Here is a 20,569-nt window from a genome sequence, read left to right on the forward strand (position 1 = left end):
ATTCTTCAGAGCCAGAGCTCTGCCACAGTTGTTCTGTCAGCGATGGGTCCCTGGGGCCAGAACCCAGACACCGGATGGTTATGGCACAGAAGCTCTACGCTTTGAGCTTGCGGCGCAGCGTGGTTGGGGAAATGCCGAACCAGCGACGGCAGGAGCGGCTGAAGCTCGACTGATATGGAAAGCCGAGCATGGAAGAGATCCGGTCGAGCGAGTACTGGGTCTCGCGCAGAAATTTCAGTGTCTGTTCGCGCAGCATTTCGTCCTTGATGGCGTTGAAGCTGGTGGCTTCTTCCGCCAGCCGGCGATGCATGGTGCGGGGATGTACGGCCAAAACGCGGGCGATGTCCTCCCGATTGGCTTGCGGCGTGCCTATAAGAGGCTCAAGGACAGCACGCACCTGTTCGGAAAAACGGCTCGCTGGTGCCGGATAATGGCGGGCGAGGTAATCTTCGACAAATTCGCTGAATTTCGGGTTCTCAACCGGCGCAGGCGTGCTCCATTCACTGGTGGGAACATGCAAGGCCGTGACCGGCTGCCCGTCGAGCACCGGAATATCGAAGTGGCGCTGGTAAAGCTGTAGATGCCCCGTCAGCTTGTGCCTGAAGCTTACAAGCCTGATCTTCGTCCCGTCGGGATCCCGCAGGCGCCCGCTTTGATAGATCAGCCCCAGGAACAACATGAGGATTTGCTGCTGCCGCTCCGGCGCCATCCCCTGCACTTCCACACCCACACCGATCATCAGCGGGTCCACGGGACTGGGCCGGTAGATGCGCAGGCGCAGGGACGTGCCCTGGATGAATATGAAGCGCTCGACAATCTGGGTCGCCTCGGCGGGCGATCGCGCATTGTGGGCCGCAATCCCCAATATGCCCAACACCCCGAAATGCTGGTGCCTGGCGATCTGGAGCCCGAGATCGGGACAACCGGCCAATCTGCTGCTTTCTTCCAGCAAATCGCACACGGCTTCCATGGAGAGCATGGCGTCTTCCGTTTCCAAAAGCGCCGGACGGATGCCGAACCGGTGGAGCAGGCGATCGGGTTTCAGCCCGAGTTTGCTCATGACTTCACGATAGCCGGTCAGAGCCGCTGCCCGAATTAGATTCGCCATGTCCTCAGAAGACAAATATTTGTCCTCTAATGTCAAGACGTGCGGCTGCATCATCCCTACATGTGCCCCGCCTTACCCGCCGGTCGCTCGGCTTTGCGACCCTGGCGAAGCCTACAGTTTTTGAATCAAGTTCCCACGACGGAGTTTCAGCAGGTCATGCGACCCAGCATTTCACGCCTCTTGATGGCGACCCTAATCGTTTCAGCCACCCCGGCCATTGCTTCCGCCGACGTGCCCTTCGTGAAGATCGAGGAGGTCACCCCTGTGGGCAACGGTCTTGATCGGGTCTTTTTCGGCCATGTCGTTGCACGCGAGACCGTCGACCTTGCGTTCCAGGTCGGTGGCCAGATCGTTGAGCTGCCCGTCGAGGAAGGTGCGGTGGTGCCTGAAGGTGATCTGGTCGCCAGGCTTGATCAGGAAAGCTTCGAGCTGAGCCTTGCGGAAGCTGAGGCACAGGCGGCACAATCGCAGCGGATCCTCGAGCGCTACCAGAAACTGGTGGGTGGCGCGATCAGCCGCACGGAACTTCAGGACGCCGAGACGCAGGTCGAGCTTGCCCGCATCAAGGTGCGCAATGCCCGCCGTTCCCTCGAGAAGGCGACGCTCTCGGCGCCATTCGACGCTCTCGTGGCTTCGCGTCTCGTGCCGAACTATTCTACCATCAACTCCGGCACACCGGTCGTGCGGTTGCACGACATGTCGGAGCTGCGGATCGAGATCGACGTGCCGGAGACGATCTTCCAGCGCGCCGGCAATGACGCCAATCTTGAGGTTTTCGCCGAGTTTCCTGCCACTGACGAAAGCTTCCCCCTGGAAGTGCGTGAATTCAATGCCGAAACCACGGCAGTAAGCCAGACCTACAGCATCACGCTGGGGATGGAGCCTCCCGAAGGCCTCAAGATCCTGCCGGGCTCGTCTGCAAAGGTCACCGCGCGGCTGCGCACAAATGGCACACATCTCGAAATACCCGCTTCGGCAATCGTCCTCGACAGCGACGGCAATCCCGGTGTCATGGTGTTCAAGGCCGAGGAAGGCGACCGCGGCACGGTCAAGCGCACGCCAATCGAGATAAAAGCAACCGAGAGCGGCAGGGTGGAAGTGATCTCCGGCCTGGAGGCCGGTCAGGAAATCGTGGCAGTCGGCGCTTCCAGCTTGTCTGATGGCGACGCGGTGCGCCGGTTCGTCGGCTTCGAGGGATAGGCCAGACCATGGATATTGCACGCCTCTCGATAGATCGGCCGATCTATACCTGGATCCTCATCCTCATCTGTCTTTTTGGCGGCATCTGGGGCTTCTCCACCCTTGGGCGGCTGGAAGATCCGGCCTTCACCATCAAGACCGCCGTTGTCGTCACCAACTATCCCGGTGCTTCTGCCAGGGAAGTCGCCGAGGAGGTTTCCGAACCGATCGAGTCCGAGATACAGAAGCTCGGAGAGGTGAAGGAAATCGAGACCATGAACCAGCCGGGGCTTTCCTGGCTGTCGGTCACGATGAAGGACGAGTATGACGGCACGGAGCTTCCGGCGATCTGGACCAAGTTGCGCAACCGCGTGGCAGAAGCCCGATTGCCGACCGGCGCGTCGGCTCCCTTCGTCAATGACAGCTTCGGTGATGTCTACGGCCTTTATTACGCTGTCACCGCGCCGGGATATTCGGATGCGGAGATAAATGAACTTGCGGATTTTCTGCGCCGCGAAGTTCTCTCGGTCGACGGCGTGGCCGATGCGATAGTCTCGGGCGTGCCCAATGAGGCGATCTATGTGGAGCCGGATCTCGCGCTCACAGCCACGCTCGGCATTCCACCGGCAGCCATTCAGGGCGCCATAAACAGTGCCGACGAGGTGGTGGATAGCGGCGAGGTTCAGCGCGACAATGGTCGGATTCTGATCCAGCGGCCGGACGGCTCCAGTTCGGTCGACGAGATTGCGGCATTGTCGGTGGGCGTTGGGGGTGAGGTGGTCAATCTCATCGACTTCGCCAAGGTTCACCGGGATCGCGAAAGCGATCCGGAACTGATCATCCGCCACAATGGAGTGGATGCCTTCACGCTCGGCGTCGCAGGCATTTCCAGCGAGAATATCGTGGAGGTCGGGAAACGGGTCGACGCAAAGCTCGAAGAGCTGAAGTCGGAGATCCCCCTGGGCGTCTCCGTATTGCCGATCTATCAGCAACATGAAGTCGTGGAGGCAGCTTCAAACGACTTTCTGGTCAATCTGGCAATGTCGGTCACCATCGTGATCGCAGTGCTCGCGGTCTTCATGGGTTGGCGCGCCTCGATCGTTGTTGGCGTGACGCTGCTCCTGACAGTGGTCGGAACGCTGTTCTTCATGGCGATCGGCTCCATCGAGATGGAGCGCATTTCGCTTGGCGCCCTGATCATTGCCATGGGCATGCTTGTCGACAATGCCATCGTGGTGGCCGAAGGCATGCAGATCGCCATGGCCGGCGGGCAGTCTTCGCGCGAGGCCGCGTCAGACGTCGCGCGCAAGACGCAGATACCGCTCCTGGGTGCGACCGTCATCGGCATCATGGCCTTCGCCGGCATCGGTCTCAGTCCGGACGCTACGGGAGAGTTCCTGTTTTCGCTCTTCGCAGTGATTGGAATTTCGCTCCTGATGTCCTGGCTTCTGGCCATCACGGTCACTCCGCTGCTGGGTCACTATTTCTTCCGCCGCGGCGTTGCAGGGGAGAGTGGCAGCTATGACGGCGGGCTTTTCCGTGCCTATGCCAGTGTGTTGCGGCTGGGCCTTCGCCTGCGTTGGCTCGTGGTCGTGCTTCTGATGGCCACAACGGTGGTCTGCTACATGCTTTTCGGTCAGGTGAAGCAGCAGTTCTTCCCCGACAGCAACACGCCGCTTTATTTCGTGCATTACAAGTTGCCGCAGGGCGCTTCCATCCACCAGACCTCTGCGGACATGCAGAAACTGGAAGACTGGCTGGAGGAACGCGAGAAAGTGGTGGCGATGACGTCCTATTCGGGCCAGGGCGCTGCACGTTTCATGCTGACCTATGCGGCAGAAGATCCCAATCCCAGCTATGGCCATCTTATCGTGCGCGTTTCATCGCTGGATGTGATCGAAGAAGAGATGAGGGCTCTTGAAGATCATGCCGAGCTCACCCTGCCTCAGGGCGAGGTGCGCGTGCAAAGGCTGGCCTTCGGTCCGGGCGGTGGCGCGCCCATTGAAGCGCGATTCTCCGGCCGTGATCCGGCTGTGCTTCGCGCTCTTGCACAAGATGCCATCGAGCGACTGTCTTCGGCATCGGAAGACATCTTGAACCCGCGCATGGACTGGCGTGAGAAAGAGCTCGTCCTGCGTCCGGTCTATGCCGATGACAGGGCGCAGGAAGCGGGCGTCTCACGCTCCGACGTCGCTTCCATCCTGCGTTTTGCCACCGACGGGCTGCAGGCCGGCACATTCCGCGAGGGCAATCGACAGATCCCGATCATCGTCCGCGCCCCGCAGGATGAAGGAATGTCGCTCAGCGATCACGTCATCTATTCCGACAGCGCCAATGGATTCGTTCCACTCGCGCAGGTGATCGACGGCTTCCGGTTCGAGGCGCAGGATACGTTGATCCAGCGTCGAGACCGTACCAATGTCATCACGGTCGGAGCGGATATTCCACGCAACATGACTGCCGCGCAGGTCTTTGCGGAAGTGCGCGGTGTTATCGAGGGTATGGAACTTCCCGAAGGCTACACGATGGAGTGGGGTGGCGAATTCGAGAGCTCGTCAGACGCTCAGGCCTCGCTTGGAAAACAGCTTCCGCTCAGCCTTCTGATCATGGTGCTGATCTCGGTTCTGCTGTTCAATGCGCTGCGCCAACCCATCATCATCTGGCTTCTCGTGCCCATGTCGGTCAATGGCGTGGCTCTGGCGCTGCTTGGCACCGGTATGCCGTTTACCTTTACCGCGCTGCTCGGTCTGCTTTCGCTATCAGGCATGCTGATCAAGAACGGCATCGTGCTGGTCGAGGAGATCGATCTGACGCGTGAAGCGAGACCGGACCTGCCGCTCAAGGATGCCATCGTGGAAGCATCTACCTCGCGCTTGCGTCCTGTCTTCCTGGCTGCAGCGACGACCATCCTCGGCATGTTGCCGCTGCTTGGAGACGCGTTCTTCCGCTCTATGGCAGCGACCATCATGGGTGGTCTGGCATTTGCCTCCATCCTGACGCTGATCGCGGCACCGGTGTTCTACTATCTGTTCTTCAGACGCAGTGCCGCGAAGGCTGCCGCACCGGTTCCCGCAGCAGCCTGAACCTTGAGTGATTGGCCGGGTGTGGAGAAAGCATCCGGCCGATCCGACACTTCGCCCCATCAGGCCTTTTGCAGGGCACCGAGCGAGATCGTTGGCTCCAGGATGATCCTCTGCCCGCCTGTGCTGCCATTGCCCTTGACGGCTTCGAGGATGATGCCGGCTGCGGCCTGACCGATGGCGTGTCTTGCGGTCTTGGAAGTGGCAATGCGGCCGGGAAACCCCTCGATGATGTCCAGCCCATTGAAGCCCGCAAGGGCTATCTGCTCCGGCACGGCCATGCCGGTTTCCAGGCAGTAGCAGATGCCGCCGGCGGCAAGATCGTCATTCGAGAAATAGATACAGTCGAGATCAGGGTACCGCTTCAATATCTCCTCTGCCAGCTTTCTGCCGCTCTGGATGGATGAAAGGCCTGAAGCAGTCACTTCGCCTGCAAGAGGGACGCCGCTGTCCGCAAGTGCCCTGAGGAAGCCCTGTCGCCGTTTGGCAGCACGCGTGTCCTTGTCCAGGTTGCAGCCCGCATAGCCAATTCTCCTGCGACCGGTCGCAAGCAGCGCCTTTGCAATGTCATAGCCAGCCTTGCTATGGGAGAAACCGACACATGCGTCCAGGGGCTCGCCATCGCAGTCCATTGTCTGAACGATTGGAATATCTGCGCCGCTCAGGAGCTTTCTTGTCGCTTCGGTCTGTTCGAGACCGGTGATGATCAGGCCAGCTGGCCGCCAGGACAGCATGCTGCGGATGATCTCGTATTCCTTCTCGGTGTCGTATTCGGTGACTCCGAAGACGGGCTGGAACCCGGTCCCACGCAGCGCATCGGATACACCGGACATGACTTCGGGAAACACAACATTTGCGAGTGCGGGGACGACCACACCGATCAGTTCGGCGCGGGAGCTGGAAAGCGAAGCCGCGAGATGATTGCCGTAGTAACCAATCTCACGAGCGGCTGCCCGAACGCGCTCGATGCTCGCCTTCGAAACGTCCTTGTCGCCGCGCAATGCACGTGAAGCCGTCATCTTGCTGACGCCGGCAGCGGCCGCGACATCAACCAGCGTTTTTCGCTTTCTCATCGGGTGATCCTGTTGACCGCTGCGATATATGGCGGCCTCCCCTGGGTTTCCTTGTCCTATGCCGCATTTCGCTGGTGACGCGCAATGCGTGTGGTGTTTGACAAATTCCGAATCTTCTGTTCATGATATCGATACCGGTATCGATACCAGCATTTATGGAGCCGGTAAACTCTTCGACAGATCGGTCGGAGGGGAGGATCGAAAACACACCGCGCGGGCGGTGACGGGAGGAATCATGAAACTGAAGCTTTTTGCATCCATTCTGCTGGGCAGCGCATTCGCAGCCGCCCCTGCGGTAGCGCAGGAATATGAATGGACATTCCAGACCTCGGCGCAGGCTGGCGACAACTTCTTTCCAATGCAGCAGGCCTGGGCGGAGAGCGTCGGTGAAGCCTCGGATGGCCGCATCGAAATCACGGTTGTGCCGGTGGGCACGGTCGTTGCGCATAACGAAACGCTTGACGCTGTCGGCGCCGGCATCCTGCAGGGCCACATCACCGATCCGTCCTATTTCTCCGGCAAGGACCCGGCATTTGCCATGCTCGGCAATCTCGTTGGTGCCTGGTCGGCGCCTGAGCAGATGTTCGGCTATATGGAAAATGGCGGCGGCAAGGAGCTCTTCAACGAGCTGGTCAATCCCTACGGCCTGCAGTTCCTCGGTGCTTCTGCAACGGGCGTGGAATCCTTCATCTCCACCAAGCCTATTCACAGCGTGGAAGATCTGAAGGGCGTGAAGATGCGCGCGCCGGAGGGCATGGTGCAGGAGGTGTTCGCGGCAGCAGGTGCATCGCCCGTCAATCTGCCGGGCTCGGAAGTCTACACCTCGCTTGAAAAGGGCGTGATCGACGCAGCAGACTACACGGTCTTCTCCACCAATCATGCCCAGGGCATGCACGACTTCGCGAAATATCCGCTCTATCCGGGTTTCCATTCCATGCCGATCATCGAAATCTCGATGAACAAGGACATCTATGATGGCCTGCCCGATGATCTGAAGAAGATCCTCAACGATTCGGTTCCCACATTTGCGCGTGACATGGTTTCGCAGCTGCGCGAGCAGGACGAGAAGGCTGTCGCGGAAGCTGAAGCGGATCCGGAAATCACCGTCATCAACTGGTCGGACGAAGAGCGTGCCAAGTTCCGCGGCATCGCACAGAGCCAGTGGTCGAACTGGGCGGAGCGCTCGGAAATGGCCAAGAAGGCCTATGACAGCGTGACGACCTATCTCGTCTCCGAAGGACTCCTCGAAGAGTAGACATCCATGGGCTTGCGGGGAGGCTTCACTGAAGCCTCCCCCTTTTTGTCAGTAAGCGCTCTAGGGGAGGAGCAACGGTGTCTCAGCAAAAGCTTGCAGTAAACGAGGTCGACATACCCGATCAGCTCGATGTGCTGAAATCTGCCTTGGACGACGAAAAGGGTGGTCCGCAGAATTTGCTCGACCGTAGCATCGTTTCCTTTGGAGGCGCCGTCAGTTTCCTCTTTGCAATCGCGACGGTCATCTCGATCTACGAGATCGTGGCGCGCTATTTCTTCAATGCGCCCACCATCTGGGCCCACGAGACCGTTATCGCGCTGGTTGCCGTTTGCTACCTCTATGGCGGAATGCAGTGTCTTGCGGGCGACAAGCACATCCGCATCGGCCTCATCTATTTCAGCACCAGCGGCGGCACGCGCCGGATGCTCGACTTCGTCAATGCGCTTCTGGCGCTCTTCTTTGCGCTGGCCATCGCCTATGCAGCCTACACGATGGTCGAAAAGTCCTGGTGGACACCGCAAGGTGATCTTCGCCTGGAAAAATCCGGTTCAGCCTGGAATCCCATCACACCCGCGCTCGTGAAAATGGCGCTTCTGATTACCGCCGGTTTCCTTGCCATTCAGTCGATTGGCCAGCTATGGACCGCCTGGCAGGGGAAGGGCTTTCGCCAGAGCGCGGGCGAGCCACCGAACAAGCTGGCACTGATCGGCATCGCCGTGGTTTTCGGCATTCTCCTGATTGGCGGTTATGTGCTGTTCACCGAAGGCCGTAGCCTGGGCATCCAGACCGGCTCGCTGATGCTGGTGGGCAGCATCATGGTGCTGATCCTGACAGGTATACCGCTTGCATTTGTCACCGGATTGATTGCTCTTCTCTTCACGATCGCCTGGTTTGGAACCATGGGTGTTCCGCTCGTTTCCAGCCGCATCTACTCCTTCGTGAACGAATATGTGCTGGTCGCCATCCCGATGTTCGTGTTGATGGCATCGCTTCTGGACCGCTCGGGCATGGCGCGTGATCTCTATGACGCGATGCGGCTTGTTGCCGGTCGACTGAAAGGTGGCGTTGCGATCCAGACGCTCATCGCGGCGGTCTTCCTGGCGGCGATATCCGGCATCATCGGCGGCGAGATCGTGCTGCTTGGCCTGATCGCGCTGCCGCAGATGCTGCGTCTTGGCTACAACCGCGCGCTGGCAATCGGTACGGTCTGTGCCGGCGGTTCGCTTGGCACGATGATCCCGCCATCCATCGTGCTCATCGTCTACGGCCTCACCTCCAGCGTCTCGATTGGCGACCTCTTCCTGGCAACGGTGACGCCTGGCCTGATGCTGGCCTCGTTCTATATCATCTATATCTATACGCGTTGTACGCTGGACCCGGATCTCGGCCCGGCCATTTCCGAGGAAGAACTCGACATCCCGCTTTCGGAAAAGGTCTCCAAGCTGAAGGGTGTCGTATTGCCGGTTTTTGTCGCCTTCACCGTTCTCGGCTCGATCTATGGCGGCATCGCTTCGGTCACGGAAGCGGCTGCGATGGGTGTGGTGGGCGTGTTTGTATCCGCTCTCATCCGGCGCGAAGTCACCTGGGATCTCATCCGCGACAGTCTGCGCCAGACGCTTGAGACCTGCGGCATGATCATCTGGATCGGCCTCGGGGCGGCGGCACTTGTGGGTGTCTACAATCTGATGGGCGGCAACCGCTTCATCGAAGGTGCGATCCTCGACAGTGGGGCCACGCCGCTCGTGATCGTGCTCATCATGATGGCCATTCTCGTGGTACTCGGCCTTTTCATGGACTGGATCGGCATCGCGCTTTTGACCATGCCGATCTTCGTGCCGATCATCATCAAGCTTGGCATGGACCCGGTCTGGTTCGGCATCCTCTTCGCCATGAACATGCAGGTAAGCTATCTCTCTCCGCCCTTCGGGCCGGCAGCGTTCTACCTGAAATCGGTGGCGCCGAAGGATATGAGCCTGTCGGAGATATTCCGCGCGCTGGTTCCCTTCATCGCGATTCAGGTGGTGGCGCTGGCGATCGTCCTGTTCTTCCCCGAAGTCGCACTCTGGCTGCCAAACTGGCTCAAAGGAAATTGACTATGACCATCCGCCAAAAGGTGGCCGTGATCGGCCTCGGTTCAATGGGCTATGGCATGGCGCTCTCCGCTCTTCGTGGTGGGCACCGCGTATGGGGAAGCGACATCAACGCCGATCGCGTCGCACGCTTGCGGTCAGAGGGTGGTGAAGCAGACGAGGTGGAACTTGTTGCCGGCGATCTGGACGCGGTGGCGGTAGTCGTGCTGAACGCCAAACAGACGGATACGGTGCTTTTCGGCGAGAACGGAATTGTCCCCCGCTTGCATCCGGGTGCGGTCGTGATTGCATGTGCAACCGTCCCGCCTGCCTTTGCCCGTGACATGGCTGCGCGATGCGAGAAGCGTGGTGTTCTCTATCTGGATGCACCCATTTCAGGTGGTGCAGCCAAGGCAGCAAATGGCGAGCTTTCCATCATGGCCTCCGGCAGGCCTGAGGCCTTCACTGCTGCCGAGCCGCTTCTGGACAGCATCGCCGAGCGCGTGTTCGAACTTGGTCATTCGGCAGGTGCAGGCAGCGCCATGAAGGCGGTGAACCAGCTTCTGGCCGGTGTTCATATCGCGACCATGGCCGAGGCGCTGACTTTCGGGATGACGCAAGGCATCCAGCCGGAAACCTTTGTCGAGGTCATCAGCAAATGTGCTGGTACGAGCTGGATGCTGGAGAACCGCGCGCCGCATATCGTTGAGGGTGACTACACACCCAGAAGTTCGGTGAATATCTGGCCGAAGGATCTCGGCATAGTGCTCGACATTGCGCAATCCTGCGACTTCGAGGCGCCAATCACTGCGGTCGCGCTGCAGCAGTTCAAGGCTGCGGCTGAGATGGGGCTGGGTTGGGATGACGATGCCGCGGTTGCCAAGGTCTACGCACGCAAGGCGGGGCTCAGGTTGCCCGGCGAAGGCGAAAGCTGACCGACTGCTCGCGGCAGCAAATCAATTTTAGAACCTGATGCTGCGCGCCAAATCGCGCGGCATCGTGCTTTATCAAGGGGGACAATTACATGGCCACGCTTTTGGGCTGTATCGCAGATGACTTTACGGGTGCGACAGACCTCGCCGGGCTTCTGGCGCGCAGCGGGGTGCGTGTGTCGCTGCGCATAGGCGTACCGACCGAGCCGCCGCGCGATGCGGCCGAATTCGAAGTGATCGCGCTCAAGTCACGCACCGCCCCGGTGGACGAAGCCGTGGGGGAAGCGCTCGCGGCGCTGCGTTGGCTCAAGGCCGCGGGTGCCCCGCGCTTCTTCTGGAAATATTGCTCCACATTCGACAGCACGACGGAAGGCAATATCGGTCCGGTTGCCGAAGCGCTCATGAATGAACTGGGCGTCGAGCAGACGATTTACTGCCCTGCCTTCCCGGAAAACGGCCGCTCCATCTTCATGGGCAATCTGTTCGTCGGGCGGCAGCCTCTGGCCGAAAGCCCCATGAAGGATCATCCGCTGACCCCCATGCGCGACAGCAATCTGATGCGCCTGCTTGAGCCGCAGGTGAAGCGCCCGGTGGGCCTGGCGGACCGGCTGACGGTGGCTGCCGGTGCCGGGCGGCTTCGCGGCGAGCTCGACCGGCTGAGGGGCGAGGGCGTCGCTCATGTGGTCGTCGATGCGGTGGCCAACAGTGATCTCGAGATCATTGCCGAAGCCTGCCGCGACATGACCCTGCTTACCGGCGGCAGCGCCGTTGCCATGCCACTACCCGCACTCTATCTGCAGGATGGCACACTTTCACGCGATGCCATCGGGGGAACGAGGCCGCAGCTTGACCGTGAAACGGTCGTCCTTTCGGGAAGCTGCTCGGCGATGACCAACAAGCAGGTTGCGTATTACCGGAAGACCGGCGCACCAGCCTATCAACTTGATCCACTGACCCTTGCCGAAGAAGGGCCGGAGGGCGCGCTGGACTGGTTGCAGGCGCAGGATCTGTCGAAGGCACCGATCCTCTATGCCACCGCCGAGCCGGACAAGGTGAAAGCCTCACAGGAAAAGCTTGGTGTTGCGAAGGCCGGTGCACTTGTCGAAGAAGCGCTGGCGCGATGTGCGGTGGCGGCTCGCGACAAGGGCGCAAGGCGCATCATCGTTGCAGGTGGCGAGACCTCAGGTGCCGTCACGAAGGCTCTCGGCGTATCACAGCTCGATATCGGTGCTGAAATAGCGCCTGGCGTACCGTGGACATATTGCGAGTCCGGCGGACAGCAGATTGCGTTGACGCTGAAATCAGGCAATTTCGGCAGCGAGACCTTTTTCACGGATGCACAGGGAGTGCTTGATCGGCCATGAGCAAGGAAGCCCAGCTTCGAGAGCAGATCTGCCTTCTGGCCAAGTCCATGTTCGACCGTGGCCTCACTGGTGGCAGCACCGGAAACATCTCCGCGCGCACGGAGGATGGCGGATTGCTCGTCAGCCCGACCGGCACGAGTTTCGGCCGGCTTGACCCCGGCCGACTCAGCCGTTTCGATGCCGGCGGAAACCTCATCGGTGGTGACAAACCTACCAAGGAAATGCCGCTCCACTCGGCATTCTACGAAACACGCTCGACTGCGGGTGCCGTGGTGCATCTTCACTCCTGTCATTCGGTGGCACTCTCCATGATGCCGGATGTGGACGAGGACAATTTCCTGCCGCCACTGACCCCTTACGCGATCATGAAGCTTGGCAAGGTGAAGCTCTTGCCATTCTTCCTGCCCGGTGATCCCGCGATGGGCGAAGCCGTGCGCGGGCTTGCGGGCAAGCGCTCGGCGGTGATGCTGGCCAATCACGGGCCGGTTGTCGCCGCCAAGGATGTCGAGGCCGCGTGCAATGCCATCGAGGAACTGGAGGATACCGCACGGCTTGCCATGATGACGCGTGGACTCAATCCCCGGGTTCTGTCGAATGCGCAGGTTCAACAACTGGTGACAAAGTTCGATGTGGAGTGGGAGGCATGAGATTTTCCGCCAATCTCGGCTTTCTCTGGAAGGACCGGTCGCTGCCCGAGGCCATTCGTGCGGCGAAAATGGCCGGGTTTGATGCGGTGGAGTGCCACTGGCCCTATGATGTGCCCGCTGCGGAGGTTGCTGCAGCGCTCGGGGAGACGGGGCTCGAGATGCTGGGGCTCAACACGAGCCGCGGCGATGTCGCTTCAGGCGAGAACGGGCTTTCCGCGCTGCCCGGGCGCGAGACCGACGCCAGAGCCGCCATCGACGAGGCAATTTCTTATGCGAGCACTATCGGTGCTGCCAATATCCACGTCATGGCCGGTTTCGCCTCAGGGGAAGAGGCACATCGCTGCTTCCTCGCCAATCTCGGATATGCCTGCAAGGCGGCATTGCCGCATGGCATCACGATCCTGATCGAGCCGCTCAATCACTACGATGCACCGGGTTATTTCCTGTCCACGACGGAGCAGGCATGCATGATCATGGAAGAGCTCGGCGCGCCCAACCTCAAGCTGATGTTCGACTGCTATCATGTGCAGCTCATGGAAGGTAATCTGACCAATCGTTTGAAAAGGCTTCTGCCGGTGACAGGTCATGTCCAGTTTGCGTCCGTGCCGGACAGGGGCCCACCTGACGGTGGCGAGGTCAGCTATTCCTACATATTCGGCCTGCTCGAAGAGCTGGGCTATGATGCGCCGCTTGGTGCAGAGTACAAGCCCGTCGGGTCCACCGAGAACAGTCTCGGATGGATGGCGCGGCAGCTTCGAGACGCATAGTCGGCCTATTCCTCTGCCATCATGGTCTGGATGCGCTCGGCCAGGACGCTGATGTCGAAGGGTTTTGTCACCACCTGCATCCCATGCTGGAGGTGACCGTGATTGAACACGGCGTTTTCCGCATAGCCGGTTATGAACAATACCTTCAGTTCCGGACGGGAAAGTCTGGCAGCTTCGGCGACCTGACGCCCGTTCATGCCGTTTGGCAGACCGATATCGGTGATCAGCAGATCGATCGGTTCGTCAGAATCGATGATCTTCATGCCTGACGGGCCATCACCGGCTTCAAGGGCGGAGTAGCCGAGCTCCTCGAGAACATCCACGACCAGCATTCTGACCAGCGGTTCGTCATCGATGACAAGCACGGACCTCGCTGCCGGTGCTTCGAAATGTTCCAGCTCTTGTGGAGCAAGACCCGTATCGTCGTCCTCACCCACATGGCGAGGAAGATAGATTTCGACGGTTGTTCCGACATTGACCTCGGAGCTGATTTTAACGCTGCCGCCCGACTGGCGAACGAAGCCATAGATCATCGAAAGGCCAAGGCCCGTGCCCAGGCCGATCGGTTTTGTGGTGAAGAAGGGGTCGAAGGCCTTTTCTATGACGTCGGGCGTCATGCCCGAGCCGGTGTCGCGCACGGCCAGCAGGACATATTGGCCTGCGGGCAGTTCCGAGAGCCGGGCCGCCCGCTCGTCGAGTTCCCGATTGCTCGTATCGATGGTGATCTCTCCGCCACCCGGCATGGCGTCACGCGCATTGATGCACAGATTGAGCAGTGCGTTCTCGAGCTGGTTGGGGTCCACCAGCACGTTCCACAGGCTGCCGTCGGTGACGGTGCCCACCGATATGGACGGTCCGACACTGCGGCGGATCAGCTCCTCCATTCCGCCCACCAGTGCGCCAATGTTGGTGGGCTTGGGGTCGAGTGTCTGGCGGCGGGAGAAGGCGAGCAATCTGTGGGTCAGGGCGGCTGCGCGCTTGCTTGCACCCTGTGCCGCGTTGAGCAGCCGGTCGATATCGGCCATGCGCCCCTGTTCCAGGCGCTTGCCCATCAGTTCGAGAGATCCGGAGATACCGGCGAGAAGATTGTTGAAGTCATGGGCAAGACCGCCCGTCAACTGGCCGACAGCTTCCATTTTCTGGCTCTGGCGCAACGCTTCCTGCGCCTGTTCCAGTTCGGCTGCGGCCTTGCGCTCACTCGTGATGTCACGCCCGGTGGCGTAGGTGAGGTCGCTTGTGGGGGCTGCAACCCATGAGATCCACCGGGTCGATCCGTCCTTGTGCCGGTAGCGGTTGATGATCTTCGGCTTGCCGCCTTGCGCCGCAAATTCGTAGGCGTCCACCGTATCGCGGTGGTCCTCCTCGAGGACGAATTCGTTCACGTGGCGGCCCACCAACTCGCTCTCGCTGTAGCCAAGTACCGCTTCCCAAGCCGGATTCACCCTGCGGAGATAGCCCTCGAAATCGATCACGACCATCAGGTCGGGGGAGGTGTCCCACATGCGGTCACGTTCGGCCGTGCGTTCGGCAACTTCGGTCTCGAGATTTTCGTTCAGCTCCGTCAGCCGCAGTTCCGCGGCGCGGCGGGCGGAGATGTCGTTGAACAGGATCGCAACGCGCTGATCGTCGGGATCGCCCAGCCGGAATGCGTAGACATCGAACCAGCGGCCGAGCGCCTCTGATCCTTGCTCGAAGCGTTCCGCAATGCCGGTACGTGCGACGCGGCCATAGGTCCTGAACCAGAATTCCTCAAGCGCCGGTGCAGCTTGCCTCAGCCACTGGCCAAGAATCTCCTTGGGAAATCCGGTATGCTCATAAAAGGCCGGATTGGCCTCGACCACACGGTAGTCGATCCGCTGGTCCGAGGTGAGATCCACTTCAACCACGCAAAACCCGGAATCCATCGAGTTGAAGAGGGTGCGATAACGTTCCTCGCTCTTGCGCAACGCGGTCTGGCTTCTGCGCTGCTCCGTCAGATCAAGCATGGCGCCGATCATCCGAGCGGCCTTGCCATGCTCGTCGCGGATCACGTGGCCGCGATCGAAGACTTCGGCATAGGTGCCGTCGGCGCGGGCGAAACGATACTCGTCGCTCCAGCTCTCCGCGGTGCCGTCAATGGCTTCATGAATGCTGTCATGGATGCGCTGGCGGTCATCCGGGTGGATTTGTTCCAGCCACCATTCGCCCGTCGGTTCCACCGTTTCGGGGCGATGCCCGTAGGCGGTCTCGAGGGCCTCGTTCCAAAGGACATGATTGGTCGCGAAGTGCCAATCCCATATGGCATCGTTGGTGGCCCGTATCGCCAGCCGATAACGCTCATCAGTCTCGTGAGCCGCTGCTTCGGAAAGCTTCTGTTCGGTGATGTCGCGAAAGAAGACGGCGAGCCCTTCTTCCACCGGATAGACCCGTGTCTCCAGCCAGGTCTCGGCATCTACAGTGACACTGCGATGTTCCATGGAAGCGGCGACGCGTTCAGTCATGGAGCGTTTGAAAAATCGCCCGATCTCGGAATTCTCACTGTCGGGATGTGTCGCGAAATAGCTCTGCCCCAGAAGCTCGTGGCGGGAGCGGGAAGATTGTCTCAGGAATTCGGAGTTGAGATCCAGAATGCGGAATCCGGGATCAAGCAGAAGGAAGCCTTCCGCCATTCCATCGAGCACACCCTTGGCGCGCGCCTCGCTTTCGCGAAGCCGTCTTTCGGCCAATACCTGCGCGGTGGTTTCGGTGAGCGGGCAAAAGAAGCCGAGTATCTGGCCGTCGTCACCACGGATCGGCGTATAGGAGAAGCTGAAATGTGTCTCTTCGGGATATCCTCGGCGATTGAGGACAAGCTCGATGTCATCCATGTGAACAGGCTTGCCTGAATAGGCCTGTTCCACGATCGGGTTCAGGTCGTCGCGGATCTCCCGCCATACCTCCAGGAAGTCGCGGCCAAGGGCGTGGGGGTGCTTGGTTGCCAGGATCTGCGAATAGGCGTCATTGTAGATCATCAAGCGACCGGCGCCCCAGACCAGAAACATCGGCTGGTTGGCGGATAGCATGATGCTTGTCAGTGTCTTGAGCGGCGTTGGCCAATTCCGTGGCTCATCCATTGGCGTGTCTGCCCAAGGATGTTGCCGGATCAGCTCCCCCATCTCGCCGCCACCGGTCAGAAAATCAGCATCAGCAGGTCTGACGGCGTCACCAAGCTCTCCGGTCATTCCAATATGCCCTTCATGCGCAATCAACTGCCGCACACTGCCGGAACGGCATGCGTCAGGTGCAGATTTATTGCGCCGGTTTCATTAGGCAATGGGTTGTGCAACTTATTGTCACCAAAAGGTTTGGCAATTGCCCCGGGCCTGGCGGAGCGGCTTCATGTTGCCACCATTGCGATAGACGATGCCACCTTTCAGCACCATGAGGCGCAGGAATGGCCGAACACCGAATCTATTCGATGAGCTTTGCAAGCATCCATCCGCTTTATGTGGCCAAGGTGGAGCGCAAGCAGCGCTCACAGGCCGAGGTGGACGAGGTGGTGATGTGGATGACGGGCTATGACCGGGAGGGGCTCGAACGCCAGATCGCGGCCAAGGTCACGATCCGCGAGTTTTTCGCCCAGGCGCCGCGGCTCAATCCGGCCCGCACGCTCATTACTGGCAAGATCTGCGGTGTGCGGGTGGAAGAGATCGAGGATCCGCTGATGCGGGAGATCCGCTATCTCGACAAACTGGTGGATGAAATTGCCAAAGGCCGACCAATGGAAAAGATTCTGCGTCAGCAGACGCCATGATCCGGACGGGGTCGGATGATACCGTCACGCATGCCCACGCAATGAACCGTGCAGGAATGGCGGAGAGGGAGGGATTCGAACCCCCGATGCCCTTGCGAGCATGCCGCATTTCGAGTGCGGTGCTTTCAACCACTCAGCCACCTCTCCGTCTCAAGGGGTCGCCCAGCCCGGGGCGATGGTCGTGCGGGCGCCTAGATAGCGATGAATGGCGTGGCTTACAAGGCCAAATATGCGGGGTGCGGCCAGTTTGTGGGGCCCGTCTGCTTGACCTTGTGGCATATCTCGTCTATGCACCGCGCGATGCGGCGTAAGGGTCTTCCCGTGCGCCGCTTATTTCGTGAACCAAGACTGATAAAAAGACGGCAGGCGCAGCAATCGCGCGTCATAGCCGGACCGGACACCGAAAGGCAAAAAAATGTTCGCAGTCATCAAAACCGGTGGCAAGCAATACCGCGTTGCTGCCGATGATGTATTGAAAATCGAAAAGCTCGACGGCGAGCCCGGCGACATCATCCAGATCGGCAATGTTCTTGCCGTGGGTGAAGGCGAAGACGTGACCTTTGGCGCGCCCTTCGTTGATGGCGCAACGGTTGCCGCAGAAGTTGTCGAGCAGGGCCGCGGCCCGAAGGTTATCGCGTTCAAGAAGCGCCGCCGTCAGAATTCGCGCCGCAAGCGCGGTCATCGCCAGCTCCTGACCACCGTGCGGATCTCCGAGATCCTGACCGGTGGCGCAAAGCCGTCGAAGAAGGCCGCTGCAAAGCCGGCTGCGAAGGCTGAAGACAAGGCTGACGCACCGAAGAAGGCCGCTGCGCCGAAGAAGGCTTCGCCGAAGGCCGAAGCTGCAGCACAGCCGCTCTTTTCCGCACCCGCGGGTGAGGGCGACGACCTGACGAAGATCAAGGGCATCGGCCCGGTCGCCGCTGGCCAGCTCAAGGAGCAGGGCATCGCGACCTTCGCGCAGATCGCAGCACTCAGCGACGACGATGTTGCACGCATCGACGAAGCCATGCCGTTTTCCGCCGAGCAGATCAGCGACTGGCGCGAGCAGGCCAAGGAACTGACCAAGTAAGGTCAGGCTTCAAGGCCAGTAGATTGATTTCGGACGCTTGAGCGTTCATAAGGAAAGAGAAGCGCCCCTGCGGCGCAAAGGAGTAAGACCATGGCACACAAAAAAGCTGGCGGTTCTTCGCGTAACGGTCGCGATTCAGAGTCGAAGCGCCTTGGCGTAAAGAAGTTCGGCGGCGAGAAGGTCGTTCCGGGCAACATCATCATTCGTCAGCGCGGCACCAAGTGGCATCCCGGCACCAATGTCGGCATGGGTAAGGACCATACGCTCTTCGCACTCGAAGGCGGCAATGTGTCTTTCGCCAAGAAAGCCAACGGCCGAACCTATGTATCGGTAAACCCGATTCTGGACGCAGCGGAATAGCCGGTTTCCGCGACATATAACACCGGCGACCCATCTCGGGGCCCGGTGTCGAAACATCCGGAAAAGTTCAGGGGAGATGGGTTGCCATCTCCCCTTTATTTTTGCCCGGAGGAAGAGGAATGGTTCTCGAAAGTGAAGAGAGTGAAGACGAAAGTTACAGCATAGAATGCCCGGTTCTGGTGACCGAGCGGCTCGTCCTGCGTCCGCCCCACAGGGATGACGTGGAGGAGCTTTCGGAGCTGGCAAATGACCGCAAGGTAGCGGAAATGCTTTCCCGCATGCCCTATCCCTATACGGTCAGCGATGCGGAAAGCTTCGTGCGAAATTATCGCTCCCGCAATCGCGGCGGCTGCAATTACGCGGTGGCGCTGGCGGAGACCGGAGCCTTTATCGGCTGTGCAGGGCTCGATACCCGCGAGCACGGGCTGGAGCTTGGCTACTGGATCGGCGAGCCCTATTGGGGCCGCGGCTATGCGACCGAGGTGGCGCATGCGCTTGTGGATCTGGCATTTCGCGCGACCGAAATCGACCGGCTGAATGTCTCGTGCCGCGTCATCAACTCGCCCTCGCGCCGTGTCATCCACAAATGCGGCTTCCAGTATGTGGGGCAGGGCATGATGGATTCGGTCGTGGCGGGCAAGGTTCCCGTCGAGCGCTACCAGCTCGACCGCAAGACATGGGTCAGCCTCAGAAGCTGGGGCGCATGACTGAGTTGATTGAGGGCGAAAGCGGTAGACAGGACTGCTTTCGCCCTTCCTTAATCCGCCTCGCTTTATCCGGCAGGCATTTCGCTTGTCCCAACGATCATGTAGACCGTTCGGGCTGGGCATGACGAACGAGAATTGGCCGAACGATGAAATTTCTGGATCAGGCAAAAGTCTTTATCCGCTCTGGCGATGGCGGGGCAGGCTCCGTTTCCTTCCGACGCGAGAAGTATATCGAGTTCGGCGGCCCGGATGGCGGTGATGGCGGCCGCGGCGGCGATGTGTGGGTTGAGGCCGTGGACGGGCTCAACACGCTGATCGACTATCGCTACCAGCAGCACTTCAAGGCCAAGACCGGCGTGCATGGCATGGGACGCAACCGAACCGGTGCGAAGGGCAGCGATGTCGTGCTCAAGGTGCCGGTCGGCACACAGGTCTATGAGTTGGACAATGACACGCTGATCTGCGATCTGACTGAAGTCGGCCAGCGCTATCTGCTCGCCAAGGGCGGCAATGGCGGTTTCGGCAACCAGCACTTCAAATCCTCTACCAATCAGGCCCCGCGCCGCGCCAATCCCGGTCTTCCCGGTGAAGAGGCATGGATATGGCTGCGCCTCAAGCTGATCGCGGATGCAGGGCTTGTCGGTCTGCCCAATGCGGGCAAATCCACATTTCTCGCTTCTGTCACGGCAGCAAAGCCGAAGATCGCCGACTATCCCTTCACCACGCTTCATCCCAATCTGGGTGTGGTGCGGATCGATGCTCGTGAATTCGTTCTGGCGGATATTCCGGGGCTCATTGAAGGTGCACATGCCGGTGTGGGTATCGGCGACCGGTTCCTTGGCCATGTGGAGCGCACGCGCGTTCTTCTGCATCTCGTCTCCGGACGCGAGGAAGATGTGGCGGGCACCTACCGCACCGTGCGCGGGGAGCTGGAGGCCTATGGGCACGGGCTGACCGACAAGCCGGAAGTGCTCGCGCTCAGCCAGGCCGATCTGCTTGACGAGGAAGAACGCGCCGAAAAGCTCGCCGAACTTGAAAAAGAAGCGGGCATCAGGCCGCTGGTTCTGTCCTCGGCCACCCGTGAAGGCGTGGAGGAGGTGCTGCGCGCCCTCATGGGCGAGATCGAAACTGCCCGCTCCGCCGAGCAGGAAGCGAATGCCGAGCCGGACCCAAGGTGGCAGGACTGA

17 protein-coding genes and 1 tRNA gene are annotated in these 20,569 nt (G+C 60.1%); 14 read left to right on the forward strand and 4 right to left on the reverse strand.

Features of this window, described 5'->3' with window-relative positions:
• Positions 1 to 94: 94 nt before the first annotated feature.
• Positions 95 to 1,108, reverse strand: a complete 1,014-nt coding sequence (locus tag EL18_RS13735; RefSeq protein ID WP_036485465.1) for an AraC family transcriptional regulator — start codon at positions 1,106 to 1,108, stop codon at positions 95 to 97.
• 183 nt (positions 1,109 to 1,291) lie between these two features.
• Here EL18_RS13735 and EL18_RS13740 point away from each other — a divergent pair, with 183 nt between their 5' ends.
• Together EL18_RS13740 and EL18_RS13745 are read left to right on the forward strand one after the other, a co-directional pair.
• Positions 1,292 to 2,308, forward strand: coding sequence for an efflux RND transporter periplasmic adaptor subunit (locus EL18_RS13740; protein WP_244444603.1), 1,017 nt, complete (start codon positions 1,292 to 1,294; stop codon positions 2,306 to 2,308).
• Positions 2,309 to 2,316: 8 nt separating this feature from the next.
• Complete coding sequence (locus EL18_RS13745; RefSeq protein WP_036485468.1) at positions 2,317 to 5,370, forward strand: efflux RND transporter permease subunit; 3,054 nt, start codon at positions 2,317 to 2,319, stop codon at positions 5,368 to 5,370.
• Positions 5,371 to 5,429: 59 nt separating this feature from the next.
• Here the strand turns inward: EL18_RS13745 and EL18_RS13750 are convergent, their stop codons facing one another.
• On the reverse strand, positions 5,430 to 6,440 hold the full coding sequence (locus EL18_RS13750; RefSeq protein ID WP_036485471.1) for a LacI family DNA-binding transcriptional regulator: 1,011 nt from the start codon (positions 6,438 to 6,440) through the stop codon (positions 5,430 to 5,432).
• Positions 6,441 to 6,675: 235 nt separating this feature from the next.
• Between EL18_RS13750 and EL18_RS13755 the strand changes: the two genes are divergently transcribed.
• From EL18_RS13755 to EL18_RS13780, 6 genes are all read left to right on the forward strand, one after another.
• Entirely contained in the window at positions 6,676 to 7,695 is a 1,020-nt protein-coding gene (locus EL18_RS13755; protein ID WP_036485480.1) for a TRAP transporter substrate-binding protein, read from the forward strand.
• 77 nt (positions 7,696 to 7,772) lie between these two features.
• Positions 7,773 to 9,788 (forward strand): TRAP transporter large permease subunit, encoded by a 2,016-nt coding sequence (locus EL18_RS18340; protein WP_081871245.1) that lies wholly within the window; start codon positions 7,773 to 7,775, stop codon positions 9,786 to 9,788.
• 2 nt (positions 9,789 to 9,790) lie between these two features.
• Entirely contained in the window at positions 9,791 to 10,699 is a 909-nt protein-coding gene (gene ltnD / locus EL18_RS13765) for an L-threonate dehydrogenase (protein WP_036485483.1), read from the forward strand.
• Positions 10,700 to 10,788: 89 nt separating this feature from the next.
• On the forward strand, positions 10,789 to 12,060 hold the full coding sequence (gene otnK / locus EL18_RS13770) for a 3-oxo-tetronate kinase (RefSeq protein WP_036485485.1): 1,272 nt from the start codon (positions 10,789 to 10,791) through the stop codon (positions 12,058 to 12,060).
• Positions 12,057 to 12,707 (forward strand): 3-oxo-tetronate 4-phosphate decarboxylase, encoded by a 651-nt coding sequence (gene otnC / locus EL18_RS13775; protein ID WP_036485486.1) that lies wholly within the window; start codon positions 12,057 to 12,059, stop codon positions 12,705 to 12,707. The genes otnK and otnC overlap by 4 nt, the downstream gene beginning before the upstream one ends.
• Positions 12,704 to 13,474: a hydroxypyruvate isomerase family protein gene (locus tag EL18_RS13780; RefSeq protein WP_036485488.1), complete on the forward strand. Its 771-nt coding sequence runs from the start codon at positions 12,704 to 12,706 to the stop codon at positions 13,472 to 13,474. The genes otnC and EL18_RS13780 overlap by 4 nt, the downstream gene beginning before the upstream one ends.
• Positions 13,475 to 13,479: 5 nt before the next feature.
• Here EL18_RS13780 and EL18_RS13785 read toward each other — a convergent pair whose 3' ends face one another.
• Positions 13,480 to 16,566 carry a PAS domain-containing hybrid sensor histidine kinase/response regulator gene (locus tag EL18_RS13785; protein WP_244444604.1) on the reverse strand — a complete coding sequence of 1,029 codons (3,087 nt, stop codon included), beginning with the start codon at positions 16,564 to 16,566 and terminating at the stop codon, positions 13,480 to 13,482.
• An 18-nt stretch (positions 16,567 to 16,584) separates the two neighbouring features.
• On the opposite strand from EL18_RS13785, the gene EL18_RS18090 reads away from it, so the two are divergent.
• Together EL18_RS18090 and EL18_RS13790 are read left to right on the forward strand one after the other, a co-directional pair.
• Entirely contained in the window at positions 16,585 to 16,914 is a 330-nt protein-coding gene (locus EL18_RS18090) for a hypothetical protein (protein ID WP_200875547.1), read from the forward strand.
• Complete coding sequence (locus tag EL18_RS13790; protein WP_036485491.1) at positions 16,887 to 17,246, forward strand: DUF2200 domain-containing protein; 360 nt, start codon at positions 16,887 to 16,889, stop codon at positions 17,244 to 17,246. The genes EL18_RS18090 and EL18_RS13790 overlap by 28 nt, the downstream gene beginning before the upstream one ends.
• 57 nt (positions 17,247 to 17,303) lie before the next feature.
• Here EL18_RS13790 and EL18_RS13795 read toward each other — a convergent pair.
• A tRNA-Ser gene (locus EL18_RS13795) sits at positions 17,304 to 17,393 on the reverse strand.
• Positions 17,394 to 17,661: 268 nt separating this feature from the next.
• Here EL18_RS13795 and EL18_RS13800 point away from each other — a divergent pair.
• The 4 genes from EL18_RS13800 to obgE all read left to right on the forward strand — a co-directional run bounded on the left by EL18_RS13800 (position 17,662) and on the right by obgE (position 20,569).
• Entirely contained in the window at positions 17,662 to 18,315 is a 654-nt protein-coding gene (locus tag EL18_RS13800) for a 50S ribosomal protein L21 (RefSeq protein WP_036485493.1), read from the forward strand.
• A gap of 90 nt (positions 18,316 to 18,405) precedes the next feature.
• Positions 18,406 to 18,675: a 50S ribosomal protein L27 gene (gene rpmA / locus EL18_RS13805; protein ID WP_036485495.1), complete on the forward strand. Its 270-nt coding sequence runs from the start codon at positions 18,406 to 18,408 to the stop codon at positions 18,673 to 18,675.
• Positions 18,676 to 18,794: 119 nt separating this feature from the next.
• Complete coding sequence (locus EL18_RS13810) at positions 18,795 to 19,382, forward strand: GNAT family N-acetyltransferase (RefSeq protein WP_036485497.1); 588 nt, start codon at positions 18,795 to 18,797, stop codon at positions 19,380 to 19,382.
• Between the two features lie 146 nt (positions 19,383 to 19,528).
• The gene (gene obgE, locus EL18_RS13815; protein ID WP_036485500.1) at positions 19,529 to 20,569 is read left to right on the forward strand and encodes a GTPase ObgE; all 1,041 of its coding nucleotides are present in this window, start codon (positions 19,529 to 19,531) and stop codon (positions 20,567 to 20,569) included.

The sequence above is a fragment of the Nitratireductor basaltis genome (assembly GCF_000733725.1).
Lineage (GTDB): Bacteria > Pseudomonadota > Alphaproteobacteria > Rhizobiales > Rhizobiaceae > Chelativorans > Chelativorans basaltis.

What these genes read in the sequence shown, in the direction of transcription:
- EL18_RS13735 (WP_036485465.1), bottom strand. Translation starts at nt 1,108, where the DNA reads ATGGCGAATCTAATTCGGGCAGCGGCTCTGACCGGCTATCGTGAAGTC.
- EL18_RS13740 (WP_244444603.1), top strand. Translation starts at nt 1,292, where the DNA reads ATGGCGACCCTAATCGTTTCAGCCACCCCGGCCATTGCTTCCGCCGAC.
- EL18_RS13745 (WP_036485468.1), top strand. Translation starts at nt 2,317, where the DNA reads ATGGATATTGCACGCCTCTCGATAGATCGGCCGATCTATACCTGGATC.
- EL18_RS13750 (WP_036485471.1), bottom strand. Translation starts at nt 6,440, where the DNA reads ATGAGAAAGCGAAAAACGCTGGTTGATGTCGCGGCCGCTGCCGGCGTC.
- EL18_RS13755 (WP_036485480.1), top strand. Translation starts at nt 6,676, where the DNA reads ATGAAACTGAAGCTTTTTGCATCCATTCTGCTGGGCAGCGCATTCGCA.
- ltnD (WP_036485483.1), top strand. Translation starts at nt 9,791, where the DNA reads ATGACCATCCGCCAAAAGGTGGCCGTGATCGGCCTCGGTTCAATGGGC.
- otnK (WP_036485485.1), top strand. Translation starts at nt 10,789, where the DNA reads ATGGCCACGCTTTTGGGCTGTATCGCAGATGACTTTACGGGTGCGACA.
- otnC (WP_036485486.1), top strand. Translation starts at nt 12,057, where the DNA reads ATGAGCAAGGAAGCCCAGCTTCGAGAGCAGATCTGCCTTCTGGCCAAG.
- EL18_RS13780 (WP_036485488.1), top strand. Translation starts at nt 12,704, where the DNA reads ATGAGATTTTCCGCCAATCTCGGCTTTCTCTGGAAGGACCGGTCGCTG.
- EL18_RS13785 (WP_244444604.1), bottom strand. Translation starts at nt 16,566, where the DNA reads ATGGATGAGCCACGGAATTGGCCAACGCCGCTCAAGACACTGACAAGC.
- EL18_RS18090 (WP_200875547.1), top strand. Translation starts at nt 16,585, where the DNA reads ATGTTGCCGGATCAGCTCCCCCATCTCGCCGCCACCGGTCAGAAAATC.
- EL18_RS13790 (WP_036485491.1), top strand. Translation starts at nt 16,887, where the DNA reads ATGGCCGAACACCGAATCTATTCGATGAGCTTTGCAAGCATCCATCCG.
- EL18_RS13800 (WP_036485493.1), top strand. Translation starts at nt 17,662, where the DNA reads ATGTTCGCAGTCATCAAAACCGGTGGCAAGCAATACCGCGTTGCTGCC.
- rpmA (WP_036485495.1), top strand. Translation starts at nt 18,406, where the DNA reads ATGGCACACAAAAAAGCTGGCGGTTCTTCGCGTAACGGTCGCGATTCA.
- EL18_RS13810 (WP_036485497.1), top strand. Translation starts at nt 18,795, where the DNA reads ATGGTTCTCGAAAGTGAAGAGAGTGAAGACGAAAGTTACAGCATAGAA.
- obgE (WP_036485500.1), top strand. Translation starts at nt 19,529, where the DNA reads ATGAAATTTCTGGATCAGGCAAAAGTCTTTATCCGCTCTGGCGATGGC.